The sequence below is a fragment of the Haloarcula amylolytica JCM 13557 genome (assembly GCF_000336615.1).
Classification (GTDB): domain Archaea; phylum Halobacteriota; class Halobacteria; order Halobacteriales; family Haloarculaceae; genus Haloarcula; species Haloarcula amylolytica.
Genome location: NZ_AOLW01000063.1, coordinates 1 through 25,261 on the forward strand (window position 1 = coordinate 1; position 25,261 = coordinate 25,261).

General features: G+C 56.5%; 16 protein-coding genes and 3 pseudogenes. 5 read left to right on the forward strand and 14 right to left on the reverse strand.

Features of this window, described 5'->3' with window-relative positions; translation table 11 throughout:
- A pseudogene (locus tag C442_RS23005) lies at positions 1 to 1,085 on the forward strand (SOSS complex subunit B family protein); the annotation flags it as partial.
- Here C442_RS23005 and C442_RS21910 read toward each other — a convergent pair.
- Positions 1,082 to 1,219 carry a hypothetical protein gene (locus tag C442_RS21910; RefSeq protein ID WP_161606641.1) on the reverse strand — a complete coding sequence of 46 codons (138 nt, stop codon included), beginning with the start codon at positions 1,217 to 1,219 and terminating at the stop codon, positions 1,082 to 1,084. The pseudogene C442_RS23005 and the gene C442_RS21910 overlap by 4 nt on opposite strands.
- A 509-nt stretch (positions 1,220 to 1,728) precedes the next feature.
- On the opposite strand from C442_RS21910, the gene C442_RS21915 reads away from it, so the two are divergent.
- On the forward strand, positions 1,729 to 1,881 hold the full coding sequence (locus C442_RS21915) for a hypothetical protein (RefSeq protein ID WP_154021066.1): 153 nt from the start codon (positions 1,729 to 1,731) through the stop codon (positions 1,879 to 1,881).
- Between the two features lie 2 nt (positions 1,882 to 1,883).
- On the opposite strand, the gene C442_RS19575 is transcribed toward C442_RS21915, so the two are convergent.
- From C442_RS19575 to C442_RS19620, 10 genes and pseudogenes are all read right to left on the reverse strand, one after another.
- Entirely contained in the window at positions 1,884 to 2,195 is a 312-nt protein-coding gene (locus C442_RS19575) for a hypothetical protein (RefSeq protein ID WP_008313549.1), read from the reverse strand.
- A gap of 1,243 nt (positions 2,196 to 3,438) precedes the next feature.
- The gene (locus C442_RS19580) at positions 3,439 to 5,655 is read right to left on the reverse strand and encodes a type IV secretory system conjugative DNA transfer family protein (RefSeq protein ID WP_049943121.1); all 2,217 of its coding nucleotides are present in this window, start codon (positions 5,653 to 5,655) and stop codon (positions 3,439 to 3,441) included.
- On the reverse strand, positions 5,652 to 6,389 hold the full coding sequence (locus C442_RS19585) for a relaxase/mobilization nuclease domain-containing protein (RefSeq protein ID WP_049943122.1): 738 nt from the start codon (positions 6,387 to 6,389) through the stop codon (positions 5,652 to 5,654). The genes C442_RS19580 and C442_RS19585 overlap by 4 nt, the downstream gene beginning before the upstream one ends.
- On the reverse strand, positions 6,386 to 6,850 hold the full coding sequence (locus C442_RS19590; RefSeq protein ID WP_008313555.1) for a hypothetical protein: 465 nt from the start codon (positions 6,848 to 6,850) through the stop codon (positions 6,386 to 6,388). The genes C442_RS19585 and C442_RS19590 overlap by 4 nt, the downstream gene beginning before the upstream one ends.
- Complete coding sequence (locus C442_RS19595) at positions 6,847 to 7,224, reverse strand: hypothetical protein (RefSeq protein ID WP_008313557.1); 378 nt, start codon at positions 7,222 to 7,224, stop codon at positions 6,847 to 6,849. Before C442_RS19595 ends, C442_RS19590 begins: the two co-directional genes overlap by 4 nt.
- Positions 7,217 to 10,643, reverse strand: a pseudogene (locus C442_RS23140) (VirB4 family type IV secretion system protein). Before C442_RS23140 ends, C442_RS19595 begins: the two are co-directional and overlap by 8 nt.
- Entirely contained in the window at positions 10,643 to 12,133 is a 1,491-nt protein-coding gene (locus tag C442_RS19605) for a hypothetical protein (RefSeq protein ID WP_008313559.1), read from the reverse strand. The pseudogene C442_RS23140 and the gene C442_RS19605 overlap by 1 nt, the downstream one beginning before the upstream one ends.
- Before the next feature lie 2 nt (positions 12,134 to 12,135).
- On the reverse strand, positions 12,136 to 12,978 hold the full coding sequence (locus C442_RS19610) for a hypothetical protein (protein ID WP_049943123.1): 843 nt from the start codon (positions 12,976 to 12,978) through the stop codon (positions 12,136 to 12,138).
- Positions 12,975 to 15,201: pseudogene (locus C442_RS19615) on the reverse strand (hypothetical protein). Before C442_RS19615 ends, C442_RS19610 begins: the two are co-directional and overlap by 4 nt.
- A 7-nt stretch (positions 15,202 to 15,208) precedes the next feature.
- Positions 15,209 to 15,673, reverse strand: a complete 465-nt coding sequence (locus tag C442_RS19620; protein ID WP_049943124.1) for a pilin — start codon at positions 15,671 to 15,673, stop codon at positions 15,209 to 15,211.
- A gap of 1,123 nt (positions 15,674 to 16,796) precedes the next feature.
- Here C442_RS19620 and C442_RS19625 point away from each other — a divergent pair.
- Positions 16,797 to 17,927: a hypothetical protein gene (locus C442_RS19625; protein WP_008313566.1), complete on the forward strand. Its 1,131-nt coding sequence runs from the start codon at positions 16,797 to 16,799 to the stop codon at positions 17,925 to 17,927.
- Between the two features lie 135 nt (positions 17,928 to 18,062).
- On the opposite strand, the gene C442_RS23145 is transcribed toward C442_RS19625, so the two are convergent.
- The 3 genes from C442_RS23145 to C442_RS19640 form a co-directional block, all read right to left on the reverse strand.
- On the reverse strand, positions 18,063 to 18,596 hold the full coding sequence (locus C442_RS23145; protein WP_008313568.1) for a hypothetical protein: 534 nt from the start codon (positions 18,594 to 18,596) through the stop codon (positions 18,063 to 18,065).
- 86 nt (positions 18,597 to 18,682) lie between these two features.
- Entirely contained in the window at positions 18,683 to 20,779 is a 2,097-nt protein-coding gene (locus C442_RS19635; protein ID WP_008313570.1) for an ATP-binding protein, read from the reverse strand.
- Positions 20,780 to 20,947: 168 nt separating this feature from the next.
- Entirely contained in the window at positions 20,948 to 21,898 is a 951-nt protein-coding gene (locus C442_RS19640) for a hypothetical protein (RefSeq protein WP_008313572.1), read from the reverse strand.
- Positions 21,899 to 22,228: 330 nt separating this feature from the next.
- Here C442_RS19640 and C442_RS22705 point away from each other — a divergent pair, with 330 nt between their 5' ends.
- Positions 22,229 to 22,624, forward strand: coding sequence for a hypothetical protein (locus C442_RS22705; protein ID WP_239642341.1), 396 nt, complete (start codon positions 22,229 to 22,231; stop codon positions 22,622 to 22,624).
- 652 nt (positions 22,625 to 23,276) lie between these two features.
- The gene (locus C442_RS19655) at positions 23,277 to 24,854 is read left to right on the forward strand and encodes a DUF4209 domain-containing protein (RefSeq protein WP_008313577.1); all 1,578 of its coding nucleotides are present in this window, start codon (positions 23,277 to 23,279) and stop codon (positions 24,852 to 24,854) included.
- The last annotated feature ends 407 nt before the right edge of the window (positions 24,855 to 25,261 follow it).

Here is a 25,261-nt window from a genome sequence, read left to right on the forward strand (position 1 = left end):
GATTTCAGAATGAATCGGGGTAGCGATAGCCGTGGCAACTTCTACGCCCGGCAGGAGGAGGCATACGACTGGACCCGCTCGACCGAGGTCGGCCCGAACCGGCGGTTTGGCGAAACGCTGGAACAGCAGGAGGAACGCCACGGCCGCGAAGCCGAGCAAGCCCGACACTCCGAGGTCGCACGCGCCCACGTCGACGGTGCCGACCGCGAAGCCTCGGCTCGCCAGCTCACCGACGCGGAAACCGAACGCGCTGACGGGTTCCGCTCCCCGGCTGACCCCCGGCAGTGGATGGACCGCGACACGCTGGCGCGAGTCAACCAGCAGGCCGCGACGCTGGCAGACAAGACCAGTCTGTCGCAGGCGGCAGCGAGCCGCCGACTCGCCGCCCTTGTGTCCGGGCAGATGGGCGACTGTAACAGCCTGTATGAGGCTTCCTTTACCGTCTTGAACGAGGCCCAGAACGACCTGCAAGTACCCACGCCTATCGACGAGGTGAGTCCCTACGGCTACGAGTGTACGGTCGAGGGCGAAGTGACCCACATCATCGCGGAGCCAGACGCCCGCAATCAGTACCAAGTCCTCTACATCGAGGACGACGAGGGAACGAGCGCGAAGGTCACGGTCTGGGGCAAGTCCATGCACGGCGGCGAGATGGTGCGCACGCTCCNGAGGGAACGAGCGCGAAGGTCACGGTCTGGGGCAAGTCCATGCACGGCGGCGAGATGGTGCGCACGCTCCGCGAGGGCGACAGAGTTCGTATTTCGGGGGGCAAGCCCGACGACTACAACGGTATCAAGACGGTGGCTGTCACGAGCGACACGCTCATGTGTATCATCGAACGCGGCGACGGTCCCGCGCCTACCGGACACGGGAGTAGTATGTTCGGCTCCTCGGGCGATAGCCCGGCGGTGGCGTCGTGGGAGGCCGAGTCAGACACCCATCAGTGGGCCAACGAGCGGGACACTGACCGCGCGGTCGCTGTGACGCTCGGGAAGGCCCGCTGTCCTGAACCCGAGTGTTCGGACCTGTTCGACACCGAGCATGGGGCCGCCACCCATCAGGGTCTCGTCCACTCCGCAGACTAACGCCCGGTAGCGAGGGCGTCCCCCATCGAGAAGGGGGCTTCCTCGGTCGGTGCGACGGTGCTCGCGCACGCGGCCTCGCCGCCGCCTCCGGCACAGCGGGCGGCGGCGAGACAACCGCGCGCACGGACTGGCACGCCACNGCCTCGCCGCCGCCTCCGGCACAGCGGGCGGCGGCGAGACAACCGCGCGCACGGACTGGCACGCCACCGCACCAGCGCGTCAACGTGGGTCAGTCTGGTGGGAGCTGTGAGCGGGCCGATGTCCTGGTGTGTGCGTGGACGTGGGCCAGCCGGCCCGGGAGAAACTGGGGCTGGGTGGTTGGTGGGTCGCGACAGCGCGCGACGCCAGCGGAGCGCTCCGCTCGGCGCTCTCGCGCGCCTCGCGGCGGTCCATCGTGCCTGCAGTGGCGGGCGCGATCCCGGCCTGCCGCCGGGAGGTGGACAGGAACCGCATTCGTGGCTGGTTTGTCGAGATCCGGCGTCGGCGAGAGTGGCGCAGCGGTGTTAACCAACGTTGGGCGGGTGATCGCGGGTATGTTGGTTAAGCGTCGGGGGAGCGCTTGGATACCGCTGCTCGTCGGCGTGGATTTTGTGCGGCCGCAGGCAGGTGGCGGCCCGAGAAGGGGTCCCAGGAGGTGAGAAATGTGGGAAACGTCCAATGTCCGCGGTGCGAGAAGGTGTTCAATACCTTCCTCGATGACGAGCGAATGCGCTTGGGGTCGTTCTATGATAGCGAGCGTGAGGAATCGTTCGACCGGCTGTGTGAGAAGTGCTACCGGTTCGTAATGGACAAATAGGGTTAGTCGCCCTTCTCATTTTTTCGTGGGACTGGATCACTGATTTCGTCGAGTTTCATTTCTAGGAGGAGTGATTCTTCATCTGTTTCTGTATCTTTTTCCAGCAGGTATCCTTTGACGACTTCACGGTCGCTGTGGTACTGGATTACCGACCGGTGGCCGTACCGGGTCGTTGTCCCAGCTGGATACCAGTGCTTGGCACGAACTTTGAATGTCCCGTCTTCCCAAGTCCAGATCTTGACCGAGATCGGACGCTTGAGGTTGTGCTGTGCGATTTCGACGACTTCGTCGATGACCAGGCCGATAGTCGTCATTGACGGGACGATTCGCTCGTTAGGTAGCCGCCGCTCTGGAGATGGATGTGTCTTTGACATGAGAACGCTGCGATTCAGACTTGGCCATCATCGCTCAAAAAGCTCTGGGTTGGGGTGGCTCCAGCTGGCACACGTCGAGGTACTGGTCCCACGGAGTGTCGGATGTATCGCAGGCGTGGGTCTGCCGGCCGGGGCGCAACTGGGCTGGATGGCTGGTGGACCGTCCCAGCGCGCGACGCCACTGACAGACTCGCGATGCTCGTCTGTCGTGTCCTCGTTCACTCTCGCTCACTCGGACGACGGGGCGCTGCGCTCGGCGCGGTCGCGCGCCTCACGCCGGTCCAATCGTGCCTGCAGTAGCGGGCGCGATCCCCGNGCTGCGCTCGGCGCGGTCGCGCGCCTCACGCCGGTCCAATCGTGCCTGCAGTAGCGGGCGCGATCCCCGCCGGGAATCGGACAGTCCCCCCGGCTGAATGCCACACTAAATTCCGGTATTTGAAGAGTGCGAAAACAAGGCGCGTTGTACCTGTTGGGATTCGGATACAAAGCTCCGGACAAAGTGGTGTGGTCGCCGGCCGGTGACTGTCGGGTTGTGCGCCACGAGGGGCCGAAGCAAGCGAGGGTCGAGCGTGGGTCTGCCAGCACTGGCTCAGTTCGCGTGTGGTCGTGATCGGCGTGGCCTTGGACGTCGGCGGCCGGCGACGTGCGTGGCACAGCGGGTTCGCATGACGCCCGGTGGGGCTGGCTCGCCGTGAGCAGTCACGATACGGCTCCGGGGAGTGAGGTGAGATATATCTGTTCTCCAATAGTTATGGCCGGGGGCTGAGTGGGCGAGTTTTATTCTACCTGAAATCCGCTGTTCGTCACCGACTCTTATATTCTATTTCTTATGTATCGCTGTTTCCAGCGCCTGCCTCACGACTGAATCACCAGAGGACAAGATAAAGAGTGTAACTAATCGGGGGTAACCGGTGAATTATACCCACGCCGTCTTGCGGTTTGGGTTTGTTTCAGTCGGGGGTGGTAATTCACTGCCGGTGATTCAAACCGGGCGAAAACCGCCGCTGTCTTGCGATTTCAATGATATAATGATAGCAATAAAGATAAGTATTGCAATTTGATAGAATTGGAGGCAGGCGTACTTGCAATCCACTCTTGCCAACGTAGTAGAGAGAATTACAGTCGCAGAACAGCACAAAAGTATTAGATATTCTATACAGGGGAACGAGTTCACAACGGCGGGTTACATGAACTCAGATACGTCGCGCTCCTCCTCTCTTGACTCAGTTTCGTCCCGCCCCTCAGTCTCGTTTGAGTCTCCCTCTGCATCTGATTCAGTAGGTGATTCACCGCCTTCCTGCTGGGCAGATTCCGTCCCACCTAAGCTGGGATCTGGGTCCGGCTCAGAGAAGAGTCCTCCAGTGTTGTCGTCGGACTGCTGGTCGTGATCGCCACCGTCGTACTCATCCTCTGAATCTGATAGGTCCGGGTGGTCTGTGTCCGGAGACGTGACGGCAGTGTTTGCTGTTGTCTGGTCGAGTGGATCGTCCGACTCGTCGACGTCCAACCCGTCTGTCGCGTCGGCGGTTGGCTCGACTTCGGGGTCACGATTTACCCCACTCTCTCTGGACTCATCGCCGTCAGTCTCACCAACTGACCCACGGAGTACATCGTCGAGTCGCGCCCGAGTGAACGAGAACCAGCTGTCACTCTCTATGTCGGTATCATCCTCAGTGGGCTCCGGTTCCGAACTGTCCGGCGACTCCGCGCCCTGCGCCGGGAGGCTGTCGCGAACGTCAGCCAGTTCGTAGGACTGGCCGTGGACCCACGTCGTTCGTGAGACGGCAACGCACTCACCGGGCTGGAAGTCTCGGAGCAGACCAGACGTGACCGGCGTTTTGTCCTTCTCTTTGTACGTGTCCCGAGCCTGCGTTCGTGGGTTCTCGCCGCGCCCCTGATGACTCATCGACACCATCTCCGACCGGTCGTACTGACGGCTCTCGCCAAGTTCGTCGAGGATGAAGTCCGTCGACTCGCTGTCACCCGGCCCGAAGTAAACGCCTTGCGGGCAGTTGCCGACAATCCCAGAGATCGTACTGTACGTGTCTTTGAGCTGGCCGATTGTTTGCACGCCGACTAGTGCCCGAGCCTTGTGCTTTCGGCCTCGGGCCGTCAGGTTCGTTACTTGAGTAAGTGCCGGCAGCGCGTCAATCTCGTCGAGGATATGGACCGTCGGGTTTGAAGAATTCATCGCGTAGCGGATCGACCAGTCTACGAGCAGTTGGTACATCGGCCCGAGCGTTTCCAGTTCCGTCGGGTTCGAGTCGATGATGAGGACTCGCCCTTCCGGGTTCTCGATGTACTCTTGCAGGGAGAACTCCCCGTAGTCTCCGAAGTCACCGGTGAAGACAGGATCGACGTTCTCCTTGATCGTCTGGTAGACGTTCTGTGCGCCTTTGCCCTTGTCAGGGTCGATATGACCCGAATCCAGCCGGTCGAACTCGTCCAGTGCCTTCTTGAGCGCGATGTGGCCCTCGTTGAGCAGCGAGACGATATCGGCATGACAGAGCGCGTGACGGCGGTTGTTCTTTTGTGCGCTGAGATGCAGGTACATCAGCATCTCCGCGAAAGTCTGTTTTGCGGGCCGATGGAACGGGTCGTGGCCGTCGGCCTCTCCAAAGATCGCGCCGGCGACCTCGCGGAAGTCCGACTCCGAGTCAGCATCCTTGAACAGATTCCAGACTACGTCGCTGTCTTCGTGGCGGATGCGCTGAACCTCAAAGCCTAGTTCCTCATAGAATGCTTGGAAGTCTTCGCCGGTATCGTGAGCGATGACTGCCGTGTTACTGTAGTATGGGAACTGGTAGGCCAGCAGCTTCATCATCGACGTCTTGCCCGACCCAGTCTCGCCCACGACAGCCGTTGAGACATCCTGATCGAGCGTGAACGGCATCTCAGCCTCTTCGTGTTCGTGAGAGACCTCTTCCAGCGGGACAACGGACTCTCCGTCGTCGTGGTCCCACTGGTTCATCGCGAGCATTTCCGGCGACGTTCGGCGGAGCAGTTCCCCGGAGAACACGATACCGATTGAGATGGCATACAGGATTACGGTGGTCGAGTACGAGACCATCGGCAGCGATAGCCCGGGCACGGTGAAGCCAGCGAACAGTGTCCCGACTGAGATGGCAGCCAGAACGTGTGCGAACGGGAACAACAGCGCTGCGCTGGGTGTCTGGACAAGCACGTCATAGAAGAACGCCGCACTGATCAGTCCAAAGCCGAGGTAAATGTAGCGCCACGCCCAGAACCGCTTTGGGAGAACCTTGTCGCTGTCGACGATCATCGGCGGGAACAGCAACATAAATCCAGCCCAGACGAACCCGACGACGTTGTCGTACTTGAGGCTATTCGGGACTTCGCCGGAGCGTTGTCCTGGTGGTGCAGAGGAACTAGAACTCACTGCCACCACCCAACTTCGCGTTCGGGTTCCTGCTCGCGTTCGAGGGCAGCTTCGGCGTCAGCGTCGCGCGGTTCCTCACGCTGTTCTGAGAGTGGCTCAGTTTGCCGCTCATCGCTTGCTTTCTCAGCCGTGGGCTTTCCGACGTCTTTCTGTTGACTCTTCTCAGTCGCCCGCTTGAGCGCTTTTTCTGCTTCGGGGTTCAGCGATAGTTCTGCCTCGTGGTACTGCTCCCGTGCTTCTTCATCCACGACCCGGCCAATGTCTTCCGGAGCATCGCGAGCGGCAGTCGTTGGGTCCCTCGTCCGGGAGGGCTCTTCATACGCGGTCGCTGCTTGTTCGCGCAACTCTCGGATATCTTCCCGATCCATCTCCAACTCTGCGCGCTCGCCAGTCGCCGCGATGTGTGCGTGGGGAAACTCTGTGTCTCGGTGGACCCCATACACGTAGTCAGTCGTCGGCTGCTGGGCAAACTCACTGTTCATGAAGTCCCGAGTGTTGGCCCGGACTTCCTCTGGCGAATATTGTCCCGTAGGATCAGGGGAGACGATCATGTGCCGCTGGAATCCGAACTCACGGCTCTTGTCGACAAACCGATTCACCTTTGAATCGGACAGTTCTCGACCAGCGGGATTCCGTAGGTCAACTGTCGCGCCGGCGTCCTGGTCCCGGTCGCGCCGGATGTAATCAACGAGATTCCCTGCACCACCTTCTCGGTAATCTGTTTTCAGCATCATGCACTCTCACCTGCCGATTCAGCAGCAGTCGAGGCATCTGACTCAGAGTCGCCTTCGGCTCTCGATTCAAGACCCGGATCTTGTCCGACGTGTTCACCAGCAAATTTCAGCGCAAGCCGTCGCTGCTCAGCTGAGTAGTCATCTTGAAGCAGTTTCCAGATCGCAATGGTGTATGCTGTTCTGACCTCCTGAATGGTCTTCACCTCCTCCATTGTTCCAGACTCAAACTCCGCTACCAGCTCTTTCACCTCGCGCTGTGCCTCTTCCAGCAGTAGCTCTATGCTCGTGTCAGTGTTGTACCGACGATACTGGTTCTCCCCAGTTTCCCGGTCAATGTGTTCCTCAATAACCTCGTGTCCGTATTTCGAGGTAGATGTCCCCGCATCGTCAGCCAACTGGTCAAACCATTCTTTGTACGCTTCGGTGGTGTAAATCTGGAGTAGAGTGTCTCTCTCAGTCATTCCTGACCCTCCTTGTTTCGGATGCTTTCAACCTCTTCTTGGACTTTCTCCGACGCTCCTTCCATCGCAGCAGCGCGCTTGTCTGCCGGGAACTCAGAGGAAATTAAGTCCCACAGAGCGACCGAGTAGAACAGTTCCTGATCCGTGTCAATGTCTGTTGCTCCGTCAACCTCTGCTGCGACAATATCTGCTAAATCATCAAGTTCCGACTCAAGATTCAATTCGTTGGCTCGTTGCTCTTTCAACTCACGGTCAATGCGCTGTTCCGTAGCCTTCAGAACGTACTCCGATAGCTTTTCATCTGCTTTCTGCGCCTGCTTTACAACCTGTTCTCCCTGTTCTGGGTTCAATCGAATCGAGATGACGTTACTCATTTGAATTCTCCGTAGTGTCGAACTCCGCATCAGTCTCTGTCTCGATACCACCGTCAGCGACAACTGCTTCTGGCTGTGTCTGGTCAAGTGCTACAGACACCACGTCCACCAACTCGTCTTCGCTGAGTCCGTTGAGGACGTGTTCAGCCTTCTCCGGGGACAATCCACGATTCGCTAACTCTTGCTCGACTGCCTTCGAGCGTACGAACTCTTCGAAGTCAGCAGCGCGGGAGTCAGCCTCGTGAGCAACAACATCGAGCGCATCTTCCGCGTCAGCGTCGAGGTCAATAATCTGCTTCTCTTCCCACGACGTCTTGATTGTCAACGGGTAATCGCCATGTTCGTCGACACGAACCAGCGCTTGCGAGTAGCCCTGTCCGTCACCCAGTGACTCCTTGCCAGCTTCAGCGTGCTGGATGTAGGACTGCTGTTCATCCGTCAGTCCAGCGCTTGTTGCCGTCTCGTCGCCTAGTTCCGGTTCGCGGTGATGCACCTTGATCGGGCACATTCCCGCGATTTCCTCAGCGGCTCCCTTGTCCTCGAACTCAGAGAGCGTCTGGGACAGCATCACTAGCCGGAGTCCAGCGTGGCGCTGGTGCCGAGCAATCTGGTTCAGCGACTCCAAGTTCGCGTCGTCGTTGAACAGGTAGTGGGCTTCGTCGATGATGATCTCGACCTTCTGCTGCATNGCAATCTGGTTCAGCGACTCCAAGTTCGCGTCGTCGTTGAACAGGTAGTGGGCTTCGTCGATGATGATCTCGACCTTCTGCTGCATATTTTTCGCCTGCTGGTACAGCGTCGACAACAGCAGTTGCATGATGAACGACTGCTTGCCGAGGCCACTACCCGAGCCTTCGACCTGTTGGAGGTCCAGATAGACGGCCTTGCTGCTGTCGTCGATCAGCCGCAGGTCCGACTCTTTCGAGAGGTTGCCAAAGGTACTCCCCGGGCGGAACGGATGCAGTGCAATCGAGAGTTCGTTTGCGTACTGCTGGATTTTCTGCTGGGAGGACTCCGTTGTCGCTCCGGGGAACATTTCTGGCTCTTCCTGGAGGCGGTCGACCACTTCGAGAAAGTCACTCAGGTCCGGCGAGTTCTCCGGCGTGTGCGTCGACGGGTCCGCTGGGTCGATATCGGACTCGGAGAATATCGTGTCGATCAGGAACGTGATGAGGCCGCTGTGCATCTCCAGATCGACATCCCGCGATTGCAGGAAGTTCTCGATGACCCCGTACACTTCGTCTTTCTTCGCTGAGACGGGCTGCATATCCGGGGACTGTTCGAGGACATGCGGCGGCGTCGGATGCATCTCGCACGGGTTCAACGGCGTCTCGCCGCTGATCGTGATTGTCTTTGCATCCAACATCTTCGCGCTGCCGTGCATATCTCCGACCGGGTCGATGTAGATCTGCTTGACGTCCGACCGCTTTTTGAGCATCCGCATCGCCCGAGCCTGCGTACCGTGCGTCTTCCCGCCACCGGGCATCCCAGTGACCAGCTCCGAGTGACCGGTTTCCAGTTCCCACGGGTCGATCAACAGCGAGGAATCGTTGTGTCCGTGCAGTCCGTACTCGATGCCGTCCTCCATCCGGAGGTAGTTCGACGAGAACGGGAACAGCGACCCGAGTGCTTCCCCGGTCATTGAGGAGAGTCGGTTTTGTCCGAGTTCGTTGGCCCCGATCGGCGAGACAGTCACCAGTCCTGCTTCCTGCCGGCGGGTCGTTCGCTTGACCCCGCAGTTCGACGGTGAGTCTCGCAGGAGCGTTTCGAGCCGGTTCGTTTGCTTCCGGAGGTCTTCTTCGGTCTCAGCGGTCAGTCGGATGAACGCCCCGACACGGAACAACGACGTGTGGTTGCGCCGGACCATTTGCCGGATGTACTTCGCTTGGTTGACCTCCTGTTCGATATCCTCCGCTTCCAGCTCCCCCTTGTCGTTTTGCAGCATCTTCAGCGAGGAGATCCACTCCTTCATCACCGACACTGCTGTATCAGCGTCGTATGGGTCGATGTGGATTGAGACGTCGACGGCAAGGTCCGTATCCAGCAGTAGTTGCTCTAGCATTCCACTGGTCGGATGCTCGGGATACGTCTCGATCCAGAAGCACCGGGTGTACGTCTCTTGGTCGATGAGGGCGTGGTCGGCTTCCCACTCGATATCTGTTGGCGCAACCAGTGACCGATGGTTCTCTCCCGGCCTATGCAACTGGGAGACGAAGTCGGTCTCGTCAACCTCGTAGTCGGTCCCACCGACGTCGTCGGTGTCCATGCCCTCCGCAGCGTCATGGGCTGTGGCACCCTTGCCGTGCTTGATGAGTTCCCGAGCGGAGTACGTCACCGGAGAGACGGAGGCCGCCTCTTCGTACTCCCGCTCGGACCGCGTTTCACAGGCCCAGTAGTCCTCAGTCAAGTGCGCCAGTTCGTGGGGGCTGACCGACCGGCTACGGCACCGAAACATATTGTTGACTGCTCTGTCGACGGTTTCGAGCCGGTCGTGGAGCTTCTTGGCCTTGAACTCCTCTCGCTCGGCGTCAGTGAGCGTGTCACTGTCGAATCGAGTGAACAGCCGCCCAATGACCGGTATCCCGGTCAGGTAATCCGCGATGGAGTCGCTGTTCATCTGGAGGTCGTGAATGTCGTCGTCAGTCACCCAAACGACGATGTANGTAATCCGCGATGGAGTCGCTGTTCATCTGGAGGTCGTGAATGTCGTCGTCAGTCACCCAAACGACGATGTAGTACTTGCGCTGGAGTTCAGTCTCAGTCTCAACGTTGCCGCTGTCGTCGATGTAGCGGTTGACGAACTCCATGAGCACCCCTCGGAAGATCGAATGGCTCTCTGCGTCGGGGTCGTCGAGTCGGTCGACGTGTGCTTGTATGTGGGACTCGTTGTCGACCTCGGCCGTCGTGACGTGGAGTTTCGCCCGGCCAGTCAGTGACTCGGACAAGCGTGTGAGCGACTTGACGGCTTTCTCCCATTTCTCGTCATCTTGTAGCGACATATTGGCGGGCTCGACCTCGACCGCGCCGACGTACGCTCCGTCGACGCGCTCAATGCCGTGGGGCATGACCCGCTCTAGTCGCGTGACCTGCCGGGTATCCTGATTGCCCTGGCCGTGAGTGTACTGCTTCTTTTTGACGAGCCAGAACAGTTTGACCCGCAGCCACTCGGTGAGCCGATAGTGATCTGGCCGGACTTTGTGCAGGATGTAGAGGAACACTTCCACGACCGCTGTGAGAGCCAACGTTGGGAAGAACAGCGCCGCTGGCACGAACGGCATTCCCATCGCGACGAGGAAGCCAAACGGCGGGATGAGGAACAGGATGAGTTCCCCCAGCGTGTAGTCGCCCCAGAAGTTGGTCGAATCTCCGAGGGATTCGTGGATGATGTTCGTGTTGTACTCTTCTTCTGAGTCAGCCATTAGTCGTCATCCTCCTTGTGCGGCAGGCCGTCGCGGTACACATCCGGCCCTAATATATCGTCATCAGTCGCAAACACATCCTTGAGCGAGTCGTACGACTCGGACTCATCGGACTCCGTGGTCTCGGTATCGTTCTCGTCGAAGTCATCGTCGGAGAACGGCGGGTCAGCCTCAGACTCGAACACTCTGGTATCGCCAGAGTTGATCTGCGTCTGGCGCTCCATCTTGGTCTGGGGTTCACTTACTGAGGTGTCGTCGCTCTCGGAGTCGCCAGACGAGCCAGACGAGCCAGACGAGCCGGACGAGCCGGACGAACCACCGTTGGTGAACCTGCTGTTGAGGGGACTTCCACTGGACCCGCTCCCGCCGCCAGAGGGCGGTGAGCCACCAGAGCCGTTGCTGCCACTGCCGCCGCCAGAGGGCGGAGCGGAACCGCCTGACCCACCGGAGCCACCGCCGCCGGAACCACTGTTACCGCCACCTCCGGAGCCGTTGGGACTACTGCCGCCACCGGAACCGCTAGAACCCCTCTTCATGCCAGCGGGGTTGGCTGCCATCTGGCGGTGGACCATCTGGGCTCCTGTGGCAGCACTGCCGACGCGCCCTTTTGCAGCGCTTGAGGCAGCTCGAATCGTGCCACCTGTCGCCATTGCTGCGCCGGGGCCGCCGACCGCGCCAGCGCCGGCTGTCGCCGCCGCACCACCAGCCGCCGCACCGATCTTGAGGGGCTTTTTCCCACCAGCAAGGGCCTGCTCGCTGACTTGGATTGCTACGCGGCTACTGCGCTGAATGAGGGCCTTCTGGGACTTTGCCGCCAAGTACAGCGTCACGAGGCTGATGAACAGCGACAGCTCAGAAGCCAGTCCCCAGTTCGTCGCCTCGAAGNAAATGAACGCCGCCTTGAGGTAGACGTACAGTCCGACAACGATGAGGACGACGAATATCCCAAGGCTGAGATCCGCAATCTGCTGGACTGAGCCAATTAGTGCGGCGACTTCAGTCGTTGATTGACCGGACTTGTAGATCTCGCGACCGATGGCATTGAAGAACTGAGTCCCCAGTGAGGCTACCGGAAGCCAAAAGAACAGTGAGAGGAAGGCAACCCCAAGTCGGCGTAGGAGCTTCTTCCGAATGACCGGGTTCATCGACCCGTATCGAACTCCAATCATTGCCAAGACGATGAACTGCAGCCCGAGTGCCAACCCAACGATTCCATCGAAGTAGATGCCCGATATTAGCGAGTTCCACGGGGCATTACTCGCAGATTCGAACGCAATGTCAACTGGGGCCGATGAATTCGGTCCTTCGGGGGCGGGTGTCCCTACCATCGGGTCAATGAGGCTCTTAAAGAACCCATCAAGATAATTGACTATCTGCGTTTTAAGTTGAGCAAGGAAACCACTGATACCAGCTGTGATTGCCGACGAGAGTTCTCTCAGCAATCTCTGGAAAACCTCCTCAACGAGGTCCTCGCCTATTCCCGACTGCATTGCTACGTCTCCGTCTCCGTCTCTGTCTCTACTGAGGTAGCAGTGACTTCTTCAGGAGTCCCAATCAGAGTCCGCTTGCATCCAGATGAATTTTCATAGCTGATCGTCTGAGTGAACATGACTGGATCGCTCCAAAGGAATTCAACGGTTAATTGCTCATCTCTTTTAGCGCTCTCATCAACTCTCGGACAAGAAGAAACGGTGTCTTCGATGAGGGAAAAATATCTGACGACATTGGTTTCACCAGGCTCTACCGGGACAAACACGTCTTCTTTTTCTTTCCCGTTCATTAATGTGCGGGTAGCTGCACCGGTTCGCTCACCCACATTCCTGATAACCACCACCAAGTGGCCGAGGCCTTCACGAACGTCTGGATGTTCAGTGGCAGGAACGACTTTCTCAAGTTCGAATGTAGTGCCCAGTTCGAGTGGGATTTCGGTTTCAACGTCATCCCCACGGAGATAGAGTGTGTGCTGGCCCCGGGGCAATGGCTTGTATTTATCATCTCCCGCCGTTAGCAATAGGCTGGTCCGGGTTTCACCGGGGCTGAAATAGTCGCTGACGAACTCTCGACCGGACTCTGTGATGATGCTGACCGATGAGGGCTCGATCTCATCAGTCACAGCCACTTCCAGAGCCAATTGGCGGCCGTTCTCGACAATCTCAATCGACGTCTCTTCGATGTAGTCGGACTGCTCTTCTGGCGGGCCGGCGCTTCCGTCACCTCCGTCACTGCTATCAGACAGCCCACTGCAGCCTGCAAGCGCGGCAAGACCCCCACTAAGGAGTCCAAGCACTGTTCTGCGGTCGATACTGCTGTTTCGTGGTATATTCTTGTGTGTCATGGATTATACCAACCAACAAATTTGCCTCTCGTCCAGACGTCGTAGCCATACAGCGCCAGCACAGCCGGCAACAACGTCAGGAGCGTCACCACAGCGAGGTCGATGAACTCCGCAAGGTCTGGAAGATTCACTTCGTAGGCGACCCGCTCTTGGGTGTCTCGTACCGGGACAGCACGCCCTTGCTCCCACCANAGGTCTGGAAGATTCACTTCGTAGGCGACCCGCTCTTGGGTGTCTCGTACCGGGACAGCACGCCCTTGCTCCCACCAGATCTGAGCCGGGCGATACGTGACTATCGCCGAGGAGACTTCGCCCTGGTCGACGGTGATCGTAATCTCATCATCGCCAGACAGTGACTGTTTGACCCGGGACTGCCCCGTTGCGACAGTAACGTTCCCTGCCGCAATCGGGAAGCCAACTGTCGGTTCGACCCGAACCAGCAGGTCCGTCGAGTTGTCGGTCGAGTTGACGACCTCGGAAGTGATATTGACCTCGCGGATTGGTGTCGGGTTCGTCGAGTCCGCTGGCTGTTCGATGCTGTTCCCGCGAACCAGTCCGTTGATTTCGAAGTTCTCCGTCCGGAGTTGTTCCGCACTCCGAATCGTGAACCGATCCGCCGTCGTGAACGTCTCCGAACGGTTGATCCGAATCTCCGGCGGGAGCGTCGTCCTGGTGGTCGCGGTAGCGGTCGTGTTCCCCGTCGTGTTTGCAGTCGCATTCACCGGATACGTCGCTTCGAGCGATGGGACGAACCGCCAGCCGNTTCCCCGTCGTGTTTGCAGTCGCATTCACCGGATACGTCGCTTCGAGCGATGGGACGAACCGCCAGCCGTCGGAACTCTCGTTTTGGACGCGGTTGACCGTGACTTCCGGGCCTTCCGTCGTTCGGACAGCGTGGGTTTCGAGCGGTCGTACTGGCGTCGTCGTGTTCTCCGACCAGTTTTCCCACCCGGGCGGTGAGCGAGTATAGAACCGCCACTTGCTCTGGACTTCGTATCCGCCATCGAACTGGACGCTCTGCCAGCTGCCGGGAATTACAGTCCCGATCCGATAGTCGTCGGTCGTGGCCCCTCTGCCGTTGGGGACGACGCCGGGCTCGACGACCATCGCCCGCTCGGAGAGATTCTCTACTCGAACCGTCCGTGAGTCCGTGACCGTCAGTTCGTACTCGTCAATCTCGTCATCGCCAATCTCCGAGATATTCGTCGAGATCGTCGTGACCAACTGGAGTTCCGTGGTCCCGTTGATCTCAGTGTAGTTGAGCGTGGGCTGGGCGGCAGTGCTGTTGTCCATCGAAGTACCGTTGGCGTACAGCGTCGTGTTCGTCGACGTGTTCACTACTCGGAAGTCGTCCTCGAAGAACTCCGAGATGAATACCCGGTAGTCGTGAATGGCACGAACGGTCCCGTTCGGACGGACCAGCCGTTCCGTGCCTCCCTGTTGATGGACGACCGTCGATGGCTCGATGCTGAAAAACGCGACGTAGGCGTCACGAATCCAGATGCCAGAGCGAGTGTCCGTGACGTTCACTGGGTAGGAGGCGTTCTCGATGCCAGTCCGGAACGAGTCGTGTTCGGGCCGGTTCCACAGTGTTGTGTTCGAGGGCTCGCGAGAAACCATATCTCCCGTGCATGAGGGGAGGACGGCCAGTGTGCCGTTCTCAGCCTCGGCCCGGTCAGCCCGTGTGAGGTTCGGATGGTCAGGGTCGCCAGACCACAGCGCCCGGAAGAAGGTGTGGTTGTGGTTGTAGGACCTGTTCGGAGGCACAACGCCTGCTGTCGCGTTTTCTCCCACTGACGCATTGGCCGGCGGGTCCGAGGCGTTCTCGTAGCACGAGACGTGCGCGCTGAGGTTCTGCCTTGCTCCGAGTTCGACGGACCTGTTCACATCTGTCTGGTTCGCTGCTGACCCTCGGTCGATGGACTCGTTGCCTTCGGTTCCGTTGGCTGTTGTCCCGTTGCCTGCTGTCTCGTTGCCTACTGGGTCTCGGACGCTGGAGTCGTTACTGTCAGTGCGATTCGTCTGTGTTCCCTCCCTACTGGAGCCATTCGGTGCGGTGGCGTTTTGTTGGAGTACCCCCACGCCACCGTGACTCGTGTCGGAGTGTGCCGTCCCCCGCTCAATCTGGGCTGGGTTGCCACCAGCGGACGCCGGCCCCGCAGCTGCGGCTGTCGAGAGCAGCGAGCAAAGGGCCGCGATCATCAGCAGTGAGCGGAGTCCCATCGTGTGCCTAGAATGGGGTCACGCAGTCCGAGAAGCCGAAGCCGACGTTGTCCCCGAACTTCGTGATAAGCTCTGGAGCCACGATTGCCAGCACGACGACGCCGAGACCGACCAGCGAGAGGATGAGGTCCCGGCGGGCCTCATTTTGCTGGTTCGGGTTGCCAGAGGCCCGCATATACGACAGGCCACTGCGACCGACGAATACCATCGTTGCTGGCAGGCCAAGACCAGCCAGTGCGCCGAAGACGACGTTGACGCCGTCCTCGACAGCAGTGTCACAGTAGATGTTCCCGACGTCGGTCTGGCCCATCGCCGAGCCAGCAAATAGCGTGAGGAGCAGCAGTAACTGCGTTGTCTGTCGCACGCCGGGCGTGAGCCACGCGTCAGCGAATCGCCGCTTTGCGTGCGTGTAGAGTGTTGGTTGTGTGGTCGATGCGTTCGATGNGCACGCCGGGCGTGAGCCACGCGTCAGCGAATCGCCGCTTTGCGTGCGTGTAGAGTGTTGGTTGTGTGGTCGATGCGTTCGATGCGTTGGTTTGAGTTGACATGGATGTCTCTGTTTTTGCGGTCTTGCTTGTCCACCGATTCCCCACCGGTAATCCGCTACGGATTCTGTGTTGGTTTTCTTATACTATTGTTGAATTCTGTCTTGAATACGCCAGCAAATTATGACAGTGGGATTAACTAAAATCTTGTCTATCAACTTAACCTTGATCCTCTATAATACTAAGTATTATAGAGGATACTACGGACCCGTTCTGTTGCTTGATTTTTAATGTAGCACCGAGGGTGCAATCAGACCTCATATTCGGTGTCTTATCACTTATCTTATGCAGTACAAATCTAGACAATATAGACTATATAGTTGGTAAGTAAATCGAAAGTAGTACCACTTTGCTGACATGATAAGGTATATACGTCTAGTCTAGAAATTTATGTTTAAGACAAGACCTGCACCGCTGACAGCCGCAACGGACACAGGCATCCCTCAACCGGATGGGGTCAACGGATGTCTGACGCTCCTAGCGGTTTTAAGTCACCGGATGTGCAAGTCGCAGGACAGAGAAGACACTACAAGAAAGCAACTTGCCTGAGAACGGACCGGCGTTCCCAGCTCGAACCCGTTGGCGCGGGAATCGCTGGGAACGACCACGCTGTCTGTACCGGTTCCTTCTCGGCAGAATGGCTTAAGCGTTACCCACCAGCAACAGGTATCCCCAGCCATATCTGCCGCCGTCGAGAGGCGGAGGGTGCTCACTAACCAGGATGGATATGAAGCACCACGAACGAGAGCGTAGCCAGAGAGGCATACAGTCAGAACCGTTCACGAACGACCGCCGCACGCAGAATTTTATTTTTTTGCTGCGCGGCAGAATGGAGTGTCCCCCGGGGGTCCCCTGGACCCCCGAAGGCGGCCGTCAGGCCGTCTACCCGCACTGCGGTCCGTCGCAAGACGCAACCGCAGGCGGGGTGGGGGTGCGCACCCCCACCCCACCCACACACCAAGAAGGTGTGTGTGGTGTGGGTGTGAACCCCCCCGCACACACCAAGATGGTGTGTGGGTGCGGGTCCACCCTTCGGGAGGTGGAGTCCTGATGCGGGACACCTCGAAACTAGACTGGATGGTTCCCGTAGATGAGTGGGACCAGTTCCGTCGCCACGTTGAATCCCAATTCGGGGTTGCTGAGGGCTATCTGGGCCGTGAAGCCGAACTCGCGATGAAGCAATACATCGACGCGGACGGCTACGCTCGCGTTGAGACGCTCGTTGACCGACTCGTCTCAGCCGCCGGCCGCTCTCCGGACCACGCCAGCGAAAAAATAAAATCTGATCTGGCGTCCCAGGAACCGACCCGCATCGGCATCCGCGTCGGGACGATACTCAAAGAGGAGTTTTGTGCATACGTCGACGAACACACGGACTACAACTACGGCGTCGCCCTCGCACGCGCACTGAACGTGTATCGCGATGGCGGGCGATCTCGCCGCGTGGAAGACAAACTCGACCGCGTCGTCGACGACGCCGAATCTATGCTGGGCGAACTCAACAACGACTCTGACGATAGTCTCAGCAGCGTCCAGCGCAAGACCATCGCCATCTGCCACGATGTCGGCGAGTCGTTCACCGATGCGGTCCTGAACGAGAGCATCCACAACATCGCCGCCGAGGGACCGAAAGCATCTGACCCAACGCTGGAGAAGTACCGTGACCTCGTGATCGACCGCCTCGACTACGAACGCCACCCGAACAACGAGGAGCTGTGGATCTCTCGCGATCAGGCCGAGGAGATCGCCCCCGACGAAACGCCCGCTGAGTGCCGCCGCTCGGTTGACCTACTGGATACTGACGAGATGAAGCGCCGTCTCATCTACACCGTTGGACGTCGGGCACTGGCGACGTCCTCAAAGGACGTGACGCTCCCTGAGCGAGAACTACGTCAGGAGGTGTTCGACGACGAGATTTCGAGACCAACGATGCATGAAGTGATGCAAGCAGCTGCTGAGCACTTCGGAATCGGGACCGGCAAACCAGACAGACAACAGGTGCTGCGCCTCAATCTGACCGAACTCGAAATCGACCATCCGGACATGGCTCGGACGATTCGACACTTCGCGAACGCCGACGGCGACTCGAAGCTTGCTGACAGCGGCGAGACGACGCTGGGCTCCTATGGTGGCGGCCAGCAGCCGTCGGCACTGACTGATGGAGGGACTGTCGCTGACTGACTCCCCACACTGAACCGCTCTCAGCACGCCCGCGGGCACGCCATTGTGCCGGCTGTTAGCTTCAGCTATGCCGTTCGACGGCTACCGGGAGATGAAAGCTTCTGACAACACCGTCAGATAGCTCGTCAAAGTACCTCAAGTCGTTCGAAGGTAGTCGGTGCGTGGCTCATACACCTCTCCCTTCTGCTTGAGCTTGTCAATCTCGTGTTTGGCTTCCGACTTATCCATTCCAATCCTTCTGGCATCTCGAATCACCTGCTGTACCGGTGCTCCTGCATCGAATCGATCCTCTATATCTGCAATTATCTCCTTAACGTTCTGAATCCGCTCACGCTGAGATGACTCTTCTCCAACGATATCGTCCCCAATAATGAACTGCTGTGGATGGGGCGAACCGACACCGACATCATCGCCGACAACGTCACTGACGGTCTCCATTGTTGCATCGTCATACAGGCTAACTACCAACCGCGCACCTTCCCTGTCTGCTTCTGCATCAACATTGACCTTTACTGAATCTGGCAACTCTTCCGCGAGTGTAGCTTCCAGCTCTTCCTCAGCCTGATAACTCAGTTCTTTAGCTCGGCGCTCGTGCTCAGAGCTGGTCTGCAGGTGGTCGGCGGCCTCTTCGACAAGCTCAACAGCAGAATGGGAATCGTCGTCCGACATATTTGCATAAAAATCCGCTTAGAACTTGATAATTTGCAAACCGAAGTTACCAGCACCAGTAACCGAGTCGATCAATTGGACAGGGTCTATGTAGAGCGAAGCTCCCCCTCGTTTGGCTCATACGCCTTCCCTCGCTGCTTTACATTCTTCAGAGCCTGCTTGACTTCTGCCTTTGATAGGCCGGCCTCTATCCCAGCCGTAAGCAGTTTCTCCGGGTTGGCACCTTGATCAGATGTTTCTAATTCCTTGATCATCGACAGCACCAATTCCTCATCTGATGCATCCTCTACCTCTCCCGAAACTATTTTTTCGGCGTCTAATTCCCCACTATCAATCACTGCTCCAGTGTCTTCCAGTGAAGCCTCCATCACCTCAATCGCCCGCTCAGCATCCGCTTTCTCGGCCATGTCGGCTAACCGGACCCGAGCACTGGCCTCTGTCAGTCGGATTAACGACTCAAGCGTTTGTTCGGTGACCGCCAGCGGCCCCGGCTCATCAGATTGTTCTTTTCGAACTTGGACATAGAACTCAGTCAGCCGTTCTTTTGCAGCATCTGTAATCGCCGGGAAGCAATGCTGGCGCGCAAAGACAGCATACTGGCGCAGGAGTTCGCCCCCGACTGGTGGGGCAAACTCATCCGGTGCGGGGAAACTGGCCGTTTCCGACTTTGGCTTTGGAGGCGTGCCGTGCTCATGTTCCATTCCGATGGCCCCTTCAGCTGCTCTGGCCACATCGATCAGGTGGTCGGCTACATCTGCATCATCGACGTCGTCATCGGTGATTGTAAAGACCAGATCAAACTGCGAGACCAGCTCGGGAGTGAGGCCGATTTGCTGTCTAAGGGGCTGATACTGATCGAAGCCACCCGACGATGGTGTTCCGGCTGCTAATACAGCAGTGTTTGCACGCAACGACTGTGTCTGGGACGCCTTCGAGACTTGCACTTCTTGTGCGTCCATTGTCCGGCCCAGTGCCGCGAGTGCATCGTTGGACAACGCGCCCGCTTCATGCAGTCCCAATAGTCCGTGGTCAGCCATGACCATCGCCCCAGCTTTCAGCGTCCAAGGGTCGTCGCCTGGAGCATCCGAGGAGGGTGTGGCTGCGGCAGTTAATCCTGCGGCTGTCGTCTCCGTACCACTGATAGACACTGCGCGTGGGGCTACACTGGCTCCTCGTTCTACGAGCCGATCAACCGTCCCATTCGATGGGCCAACGAGGAGCATATGAATATTCCCTCGCGAACGTGCACCATCGGGGAATTCCTTGTCTATTCCTCCGAACAGTTGCAGCAGAATCCCCAACTTGATTGTCTCATTGTCGTGGACGGATGGTGCGATACTGTCGATAAGTTGCTCGTATATATCGGGCTCTGCTGACTGTGAGACGATCTTCTCTCTCGTGTCGTCACTGAGCGTCACTTCAGCGTACGCATCTGTGCCCGCCTCCAGACTCAGGCCGTCAATATACAGATCAAACCGTGACGACCGTTGCCGGCCATCAGACTGTTGATCCAGTTTCAGAATGCCATTAACTGTGACCTGTTCTCCAGCCGTTACCGCCCCTGCTATATCATCCTCGATATACACATCTACGTACTGTGGGTCCTCTCCTCCACGCAATCCAGCATAGCTCTCCTGTATGCGGAGCTGCTGTCCATCGATGAACTGTGACTGATTCGTATTCAGTCGGAACGGCCCCTGTCGCTCACACCCCTGACACTCATGTGGCTCTTGGAATTCACCGTGTACCTGTGGAATCCGAGTTAGTGTCCCACACCGCTGACACTCAAATGCTGCCTCAATAACTTTTGGACGGACATCCGTCGCCCCTCGCACAGTCCCCTGTATCGCGATGAGATTTCCGTGATGTTCGTGGCGTAAATTGCGTATTGGCTCCGTGTTGGGGAGATTACGAATCCGGACGTGGGCCTGTCCTAATGACACCTCGACTGGTAACTCGTACAGTCGAAGCGCCTCTTCGGCATATTCCTGTACCTGCTCGGGCTTAGTGCGATAATCGTCTGCTAAGTCTGGATCAAATTGCTGGAGTTCTTTCCAGTCAACATACAGTGATTTCTGGTCATTGGGATACCGTTGTGCTAACTCGCCGATCTCATGCCGATAGTACTCGCGGTAAAATTCTTGAAAACGATCAATAAGTTCTGTATAGCCCGCAGTGTCCATGTTCTATCCATAATAGGCACACAAAAGAAGATTGGTAGTGGGGAGTGAAAGTAAAGCCAGTTAGGTAGAAGACTATTGGAAAATAGACGACCCGGCAACAGCGAAGAAGCTGAAGCAACAACTCCGTTTTTGATGCTGAATAGCCCAGTGAGTCTGTCGTATCAGTAGCTAGCCTTCTGACTCCACATCGCTCAACGCACCTTCCTGAAGAAGGGCGTTCGCCTCTTCGGGGTTGTCTTCGGCAAAGTTCTGGAGTTCAGATCTCGATAAGATACCATATTCCAGAACTAGGTAGTCATGCGTGGCTGGACCAACGTAGAGTTGATCAGTCAAATCCGTTTCTTCAATTGGTGGAATTTCGTGTTCATCTAACCACTCGTACGCCCTCTCAAGTACGTGCTCGACATCGGATTTTTCGGCATTGAGCAGCACTTCTCTTCCTTTCCGGTAGTATGGGTGCTTCTCGTCTTCTGGTGTGTTTACGACAATCGAGAACCGGCTGCCAGAGGATTTGATAGTCAGATTAAACCGTCCTTCAGTGACCCACTGTACTGCGGAGTCGCTGTCATCCACGGGTCGGAGTGACCATCCAGCAAATGAATCACGAAGCTCTACGTCGGCAAACGGGCCATCGGTATCCCGATACTCTGTTCCAGTGGTAAATCCGCCGACAAAATCCTTCGCAATTGCTGCAACGACATCCCGTTCGAGACCGGCATCTTTCGCAATATCGATGTGATCGGCCGACTCAGAGAAAAAATCCCCCGGTGTCCGGTAGCCGGCATCAGCGAGACTAACAATCACTGCACGTGTGACGGCTGGATGGTTGTGTAGTTCGTCAGCTATTTCGCCGGTTTCCATCTCGCTGAGATATTGGCGTGTAGTCTGGTCTGGAATACGAAACTCAGATTTGTTGAGCGGACCCGGTTGATCTCCTCCAGCTTCTGCAAGAGCATCGGTAACTGAGTATTGACTCTCAAGTAGCCGCTGATATTCTCGTTCCTGCCCATCCGACGCTGTGGAGACGTAATCCATCACCTCCAGATCAACTGACGGGTCAAAAAACAACTCCATGTCTGCCTCCGTAGCGAACTTGACCAATTCGTATGCTGTCGACATACCTGTACTTTCATTCTAACGTGTATAACAATCAAGGATATCCTCTGCTGGTATCACTTTGAAAGTGGTTGGTCTCGCAGACTATTGTGTCCGGCTGTTACGGGTTCTAATACTCGATATCGCCGAACTCCTGCCCGATATTGGCCCCCAGTCTGTCTCGGAAACCGTCGCGATACTGCTGGATGTCGATGAACCGCTGGCGACGGGCAACCTTGCAGACCTCTTGGACATCTCGACACAGACACTGAGGAACAACGAGGAGTTCTTCGCCGACCTCGAAGCCGCCGGCGTCATCCAGCGCGAAGACCTTGGGCCCGGTCGAGCGACGGAATGCAGATTTGTCTCCCGTTCGGCGGCGAGGACAGCAGTTCGCGAGTTGCAACTCCTACACCTGACGTGGACACAACGGCCTACGGGCCGGCGTTCTCCGACGAAATGGCCGTTATCGCCGAAGTTCTCTACGAACTAGGACACTGGGAGATCGACTACGGCGGTGAACTGACGCTGGCTGTGACAGGACGCGGTGATCGGTTCGACGAGTGGCTGGAGTTGCATCCAGATGTCAGGCCGGTGCTGTCGCTGGTCGCTCACCTGCAGGGGACGACGCTCGAAAAACTGACTGAGACGGGTGACACAGTCCGTTACCAACCCCTCAAATCGGTCGTGCTGGGGCTTGATCCCGATCCAACGACGACGCAGACTTCGCTCGTCAATTCTGCAAACTAGAGAGCAATCCGCCGATCTGGATGATTCCCTCTACGCGGTTGTGATTAGCGCGATAATCACGAGCAGTTTTCTTTGAGAGAGCTGTTATCTCTGCTTAACGTGAGAGGTACGTGTGGAGATCGAATTCGCAGAAACGAAGCCAAAGGACAGGACTCACACAGTTGATTTCAGGATTATTGGGCCGAACCAGTTGTTCAGTGTACCTGCATACTGATTCTAATATCGAATAAACAGATAGGTTGATTGAGCATGGTTACTCTTCGATACCTATTCGAATGTCGGTATCATCAATCCAGACACTGATATTAGAGCCATTACAGAGATCGTAGTCCTCGATATTGAATGGGTACTCCTGCTCTGGTCAATCATTGAGGGAGATCGTGAGAATATAGTCACCAGTCTTGGAGATGGTTGAATACACATTCTCAGTGTTATTAGGATCTACTGATGATTCGTCTTCAAGAACGACCGAACCGTCCGTGGCAATTGATGTTATGACAGTAACTTCGGTAGGACCCTCATTTCGAAGTTCAATGAAGATATCTTCCGGGAACCCGGACTACGCTCATAGGCACAGCCAGCCAGTGGAATTAGTAATACCGGGATTACCCTCCCCAGAAGTATAACAGTCTAAGCACTCAATCAACACTAAATGATTTCGGATAAGTTGGAACAGGCCAAAATCAACCCCGAGAAAGACTATCATCTAAAGATGGATATCCGCCGGATCATCAGAGTGATTGAATCTGATAGAGATCACTCCGAGATGGTTGAAAACGAACTGGAGGAGTTAGATGCAGAACACCCTATCTACCACCTGATTGAATCCCTTGATACATGGGAGAGTTCCGACCATCAAGAGTTTGAGTCAGGTATAAACGCTGCATTGATCGCCTTAGATGACTTGTACGAATTGGCTCTAGAAGAGGAGTGGAACAGTGTAGCCAGTTACTCACTTCTGAAATCTGTAGAGTACCGGGAGGAACTCGGAGGCTTCGATCCCACAGATCCGTTCGATGAAGTCCTTGACTTCCTCAATACTCATTTCCACGGAGAATCTGACGTTCACCTTGGCCAGCTAGGAACCCATGTGAGAAAGATGCTTGAACACCTTGATGAGATGGACGAAGACGTCATCAACTCTCTATTAGACATTATCGAGGATCGAGCTCAGCATCTGAAGAGTGATAAGCAGTACATGAGCGAACGGGATTATATCGACTACCAGATTACTATCAAGAGCCACTTGGGCGAAGAAGTCTCAAACGAGCAGGAACGGTTGATTGAGACATACAAGGATGAGTTCGAGCAGAAGAACTCTGCGAACAGTATGATAAAAGCCGATATTTTGGAAAGAGGAGTGGCAAAATGTCAGGAGTTTCTCTCCGACGAAAAAGAGAATGAGTGGAGGCTGAAAATCCGCGAACTCAACAAGCAGGCGGCGGAAGAAATGCCGGTCAGAAAGCGCGAAGTAGATGTAGGCGAGGATGTCTCCCGTATTATTGACCAATTTAAACAGGTTCGTGAAGATAACACCTCTTGGCAAGCACTCGCAAATCTGCTATACGCCCCTATCGGCCAGGGAGACTTTCAGGCCTCCACCGAGAATATGGGTGAAACACCCGGAGCCAATATGCTTCCTAAAAGCGTGCTTTCTGTTGAAGGCGATTCCGTCGGTTTTGAACCAGGAATGACTCAGGAAGGAGAGCGAGCACCGGCAGGGTATACGGATGAATTGAATATGGCGAACCATACCTTGGCCGTGGCGCTTCAGCGCTTAATCGATGATAATCTGCTATCTGAATCCGACTTCTACATGGTTCTAACGCTGATTCCCGGAGTGTCAATACAGGATGAGGCGTTCCTCACAGATGCTCTCATCAACTTCTTCGAGGAAAGATACGCTGAATCAATTCACTTGGCAATTCCCCGGTTAGAGAGCGTTACAGCAAACGTCTACGAGGAAATGGGAAAGTCTGTGACCAAGAATCAGGGTCAAGTGTACCACCAGAAAGGATTGGGTGGTTTGTTCGGCTTGATTGAAGAAGATATCAGCACGAACTTCGGTAAGTATCTACAGTACCGGTACACCGATACTGCGGGTCAAAACATTCGAAACCGCGTAGCTCACGGCCAGATTCAGTATTCTTCGACAAATTTCAAACTCGCTGCAACCACCCTCTTCGACATCTTCCGAGTCGGCGCACGGATAATAAACGAATACTCATAAACCAACTGAGATGCTCGTTAATCAATTTCAACAATAGCTCTGACTCTCGCAGAGCCTCTCCTATCTCTTCCGTGGACAATTCCTCTTGTTGGCTCTTCTGAATGAATCGATACAACTGGGACGTGGTCAAGAATTTGTAACCGTAATCTTTGAGCTCATATTTAGGTTGTCGGACTATCGGTCGGCTTCGCTTCTTCGGTTCTTGTCTGCGGTGTGCGTTACTACAAGGAGGCCTTCTACATCTCTACCCTCCAATTTTTGTGATTGAATATATAATTCCAATGTTGGTGTGGCCACACCCCTATTCAATCGATTACCCCTCGACCCAGTGTGTCCACTCAACTGTCAGAGGCAACCTATTGTCCCCTTCCTGACCCCAAGGGGCCAAATTTCAACTGTTAGTTGGT

Coding starts and splice junctions, on each gene's coding strand:
- C442_RS23145 (WP_008313568.1), bottom strand. CDS start 18,596: ATGTCGGACGACGATTCCCATTCTGCTGTTGAGCTTGTCGAAGAGGCC.
- C442_RS19655 (WP_008313577.1), top strand. CDS start 23,277: ATGATTTCGGATAAGTTGGAACAGGCCAAAATCAACCCCGAGAAAGAC.
- C442_RS22705 (WP_239642341.1), top strand. CDS start 22,229: ATGCAGATTTGTCTCCCGTTCGGCGGCGAGGACAGCAGTTCGCGAGTT.
- C442_RS19590 (WP_008313555.1), bottom strand. CDS start 6,850: ATGACTGAGAGAGACACTCTACTCCAGATTTACACCACCGAAGCGTAC.
- C442_RS19585 (WP_049943122.1), bottom strand. CDS start 6,389: ATGATGCTGAAAACAGATTACCGAGAAGGTGGTGCAGGGAATCTCGTT.
- C442_RS19635 (WP_008313570.1), bottom strand. CDS start 20,779: ATGGACACTGCGGGCTATACAGAACTTATTGATCGTTTTCAAGAATTT.
- C442_RS19640 (WP_008313572.1), bottom strand. CDS start 21,898: ATGTCGACAGCATACGAATTGGTCAAGTTCGCTACGGAGGCAGACATG.
- C442_RS19575 (WP_008313549.1), bottom strand. CDS start 2,195: ATGACGACTATCGGCCTGGTCATCGACGAAGTCGTCGAAATCGCACAG.
- C442_RS19610 (WP_049943123.1), bottom strand. CDS start 12,978: ATGACACACAAGAATATACCACGAAACAGCAGTATCGACCGCAGAACA.
- C442_RS19625 (WP_008313566.1), top strand. CDS start 16,797: ATGCGGGACACCTCGAAACTAGACTGGATGGTTCCCGTAGATGAGTGG.
- C442_RS19595 (WP_008313557.1), bottom strand. CDS start 7,224: ATGAGTAACGTCATCTCGATTCGATTGAACCCAGAACAGGGAGAACAG.